At 65.2% G+C, this 3902-nt stretch carries 3 protein-coding genes; all 3 read right to left on the reverse strand.

Going from position 1 to position 3902, the window contains the following annotated elements; all coding sequences use genetic code 11:
* Nucleotides 1–127 precede the first annotated feature (127 nt).
* From ACKUUH_RS17160 to ACKUUH_RS17170, 3 genes are read right to left on the reverse strand one after another with little or no spacing between them, the layout of a single operon-like run.
* Nucleotides 128–604: a hypothetical protein gene (locus ACKUUH_RS17160; protein ID WP_407951109.1), complete on the reverse strand. Its 477-nt coding sequence runs from the start codon at nt 602–604 to the stop codon at nt 128–130.
* 2 nt (nt 605–606) lie between these two features.
* Nucleotides 607–1014 (reverse strand): SirB2 family protein, encoded by a 408-nt coding sequence (locus ACKUUH_RS17165; RefSeq protein WP_407951110.1) that lies wholly within the window; start codon nt 1012–1014, stop codon nt 607–609.
* 24 nt (nt 1015–1038) lie between these two features.
* Nucleotides 1039–3339 (reverse strand): nitric-oxide reductase large subunit, encoded by a 2301-nt coding sequence (locus tag ACKUUH_RS17170; RefSeq protein WP_407951111.1) that lies wholly within the window; start codon nt 3337–3339, stop codon nt 1039–1041.
* Nucleotides 3340–3902: the final 563 nt, after the last annotated feature.

Below are 3902 nucleotides of genomic sequence, written 5' to 3' on the forward strand. Positions count from 1 at the left end.
TAGCCTTGAACCAGCCCGGGAAAATTTAAACCGGACAGCAGTGGGCTTGACCCGGGGGTCCAGGGGCTCGGCACTCAGCGCCAGCTCCTCGAACGCCCGCGCAGGCACGAAGCTCGACGCCTGACGTTCAGAAGAAAAACCACCCATGCGCGCCCGCAACGGCACCCGCGATGGCGATGAGGCTCACCGTCAGCAATATCGCATGCGCGCGCTGCACGAAGGCGAAGGTGTCTTCCGGGTCGCGCGCGGCGCGGGCGCGGAACCAGTCATGCAGGAAGAGCGGCTCGGCGACGAACAGCACCACGGTAAAGATCGCCCACACCGCCACCATCGCATGCATCCACCAATGGTCAGCTTGCGCGAAGCGGTACCAGGCATCGAGCTTCCACGTCATGTAGAAGCCGGTGAGCCCCGCCAGCGTCACCGACACTTTCGCCTGTGGCGCGAAGCGTCCCTCGATTTCCTCGAAAGTCGCCGCGCGCTTCTCCGCTTCGGCGAGGCGGCGCACGGAGGGCAGCACCACCGCCGTCACGAAAAAGACGCCGCCGATCCAGTGGACGATGGCAAGCACATGCAGCAGGCGCGCAAGCGTCACATCGTCCATCGCTACCCCGCGAAAATCCCGAGCGCGTCATGCGCCCGCGCCACGCTGACGATATAGAGGAAGACGGCGAGCGCCGCCGCCCAGAGCCCCGCGCGTTCCGCTCTCGTCCGCGCGAAGCGGAAGGCGGCGATGCCGAGCCCCACATAGACGAAGAGCAGCACGACCTTCACGGTCAGCCACGCGTCGATAAAGGGATATTGCTGCACCACCGTCATCAGCATCAGCGCGGCCGTCAGCAGCACCGTGTCGATCGTGTAGCTCGTGAGCTTCACCGGCATCGACATCGCGAGCCGCGCCGCGGCGCCGCCATCGCCCGCCAGAAGCGCCGCCCCCCGCAGGAAGAAGAGCGAACCGCTCGCGATTACGCTCCAGATATGGACGAGCCGGATTTCGGCATAGAATTCGATCATCCGGCCCGCCCCTCTTTCGTCCGCTCAGTCGCCCGCGCGGGCGCCGACGCGGCTCTCCCTCTCGTCCCGCACCGGCACCTCGTCCTCCCGCTTCGGGAAGAGCCAGAGCCCCGCCACGAAGACGACGAGCGCGAGCGCGCCGATCGAGAAGATCGTATCGCCCGGCACGCGCATCCAGATGAGCAGGTCCACGAAGGGCTGCTGCATGAACTCTGCCGAGCGGGCATAGGCATAGCCATGTTCGAGCGAGGCGAAAAGCTGCATCGTCCCGAGCGGCAGCAGCGTGAGCAGCGCCATCAGCGCAAGCCCGATATTGAGGCACCAGAAGCTCGTCTTCAATATGCCCTCATGCCAGGCAAGCTCCGGCTTCATGCCGCGCAGGCAGAACAGCACGAGCCCGATGCCGAGCATGCCATAGACGCCGAAGAGCGCGGTATGTCCGTGCAGCGGCGTCAGGTTCAGCCCCTGCATGTAGTAAAGCGACAGCGGCGGGTTGATGAGGAAGCCGAAGAGCCCGGCGCCGACGAGGTTCCAGAACGCGACCGCGATGAAGAACATCACCGGCCAGCGATAGCGCCTCATCCAGGGCGTCGCCCCGCCGAGGCGGTAGGTGTGATAGGCCTCGAAGCCGATATAGGCGAGCGGCACCACTTCGAGCGCGGAGAAGCTCGCCCCGAGCGCGAGCACCGGCGTCGGCGATCCCGCGAAGTAGAGATGGTGCAGCGTGCCGAGCACGCCGCCCGCCATGAAGATGATCGTCGCGAAGAGCACGGCGATCGTCGCCGTCCTCACCTGCAGCAGCCCGAGCTTCGTGAACAGGAACGCGATCACCGCCGTCGCGAAGACCTCGAAGAAGCCCTCGACCCAGAGATGCACGAGCCACCAGCGCCAGTATTCCACCATCGAGATATGCGTGTGCTCGTTCCACATCAGCGCCGCCGCGAAGAACAACCCGATCGCGACGGTGGACAGGAACAAGAGCCCGATGATCGAGCGCATCTCGGATTTCTGCGTCAGCGTCGGCCACAGCGCGCGGCCCACAAGCACGAGCCAGAGCATCAGCCCGATGAACAGGAACCACTGCCAGAAGCGGCCCATGTCGGCATATTCCCAACCCTGGTGTCCGAACCAGAAATTATTCTCGAGCCCGAGCGTCTGCATCACCGCGAACCATTGCCCGGCGAAAGAGCCGACCACGATGATGAGAAGGCACACCCAGAGGAAGTTGACGCCGAGCCGCTGGAAGCGCGGCTCATGGCCCGACACCGCCGGCCCGATATAGAGCCCCGTGCCGAGCCAGGCGACCGCGATCCACAGCACCGCGAGCTGCGTGTGCCATGTCCGCGTGATGGAATAGGGCAGGATGTCCGCCAGCGCGTAGCCGTAGACATCCTGTCCCTCCACCTGGTAATGCGCCGTCATCGCGCCGAGCAGGATCTGCACGATGAAGAGCGCGAGCAGCACCCAGAAATATTTCGCCGTCGCGAGCATGGAGGGCGTCGCCTTCACATGCCGCATCGGATCGAATTCCGGCAGCCGCGCCGGCGTCTCGTCGCGTCCATGCGTCACCGCGTGGTGCCAGCCGAGAAGGGCGATGCCCGCCAGCAGGAAGGTCACACTGAAGGCCGACCACAGAAAAGTGCTGGCCGGCGGCTTGTTGCCGATCAGCGGTTCGTGCGGCCAGTTGTTCGTATAGGTGATGGTGTCGTCCGGGCGCTCGGTTCCCGCCGCCCAGGCCGTCCACCAGAAGAAGGCCGACAGCACGCGCCGGTTTTCCGCGTCGGGCACGGTGCCGTTCTTCATCGCATAGGCTTCGCGCAGTTCCGCCGTCGCCGGGTCGTCGCCGAACAGGCTCTCGTAATGCGAAGACACCTCGCGGATCGCCTGCGCCCGTTCGCTGCCGAGCGTGATCGTCTTCGTTTCCGGATCGTAGGTGTTGGTGCGCATGACGCCGCGCAGCCGCCCTTCGAACGCCGCCTGCCGCTCCGCGCCGAGTTCGGCATAAGGCGCGCCGTCTTCGGCCTGCGCCCAGCCGTCGAGCACGGCCAGCGCCTCGCGGTGCAGCCAGTCCGCGCTCCAGTCCGGCGCCACATAGCCGCCATGGCCCCAGATCGAGCCGAGCTGCATGCCGCCCATCGACTGCCAGACCTGCCGGCCCTTCTCGATTTCGGCGCGCGAATAGATCGTCGTGCCGTCCGCCGCCACCACGCGGTCGGGCATGGGCGGTGCCGCTTCGTAGATGCGCGTCCCGCTCCACAGCAGCACGCTGAACGAAACCACCAGCAGCACGCCGAGCAGCGCCCACAATTTCCTTGTATCGCTCATCTCATCTCTCCCTCGTGATGGCCTTGCCCGCGCATGCGCCGTCGCGCGGGGCGGCGCTCAAGGCGCGGCTTTGCCGGTCGTTCCGTGTGAATGCCCGTATGAATGCGTGTGTGAATGAATATGGGCGCCGCCGCGCAGCTTTTTCCCTCGCGGTCCGCCGCGCGGTTCCTCTGCCTCGTTCCTGCATGGGAATGCGTGCCACCGCGCTTCCTCTTGCTGGTTCCTTGGCTGGCCTCTTGGCCGGTTCCCGGGCCTCTGTGCCTCCGGGCTCCGGGAGGAAACCTTAAGCTCACCCGCACCCCCTGCCAATGACGAACTCATAAAGATGCATTCACGATACATCTTATCGCGCGCTACGCAATGTCACGCTGTGTCACACGGTGAATTCCTGCTGCGGCCTCTCGCCGCTGCTATGGGAAGGACGCGGCAAGTCCCCCTCCCCTCGGGGGTGAGGCGCGGTTTGCGAAAGCAAACGACCTCATCGAATTTGGCTTCGCGAAGCTAGGCCTGTGACCTGCGCCCCAAGTTTCATCCAGTCGGAAGTAGAGTCTCGTGACCATTTG

The organism is Parvibaculum sp., from assembly GCF_045863935.1.
Classification (GTDB): Bacteria; Pseudomonadota; Alphaproteobacteria; order Parvibaculales; family Parvibaculaceae; genus Parvibaculum.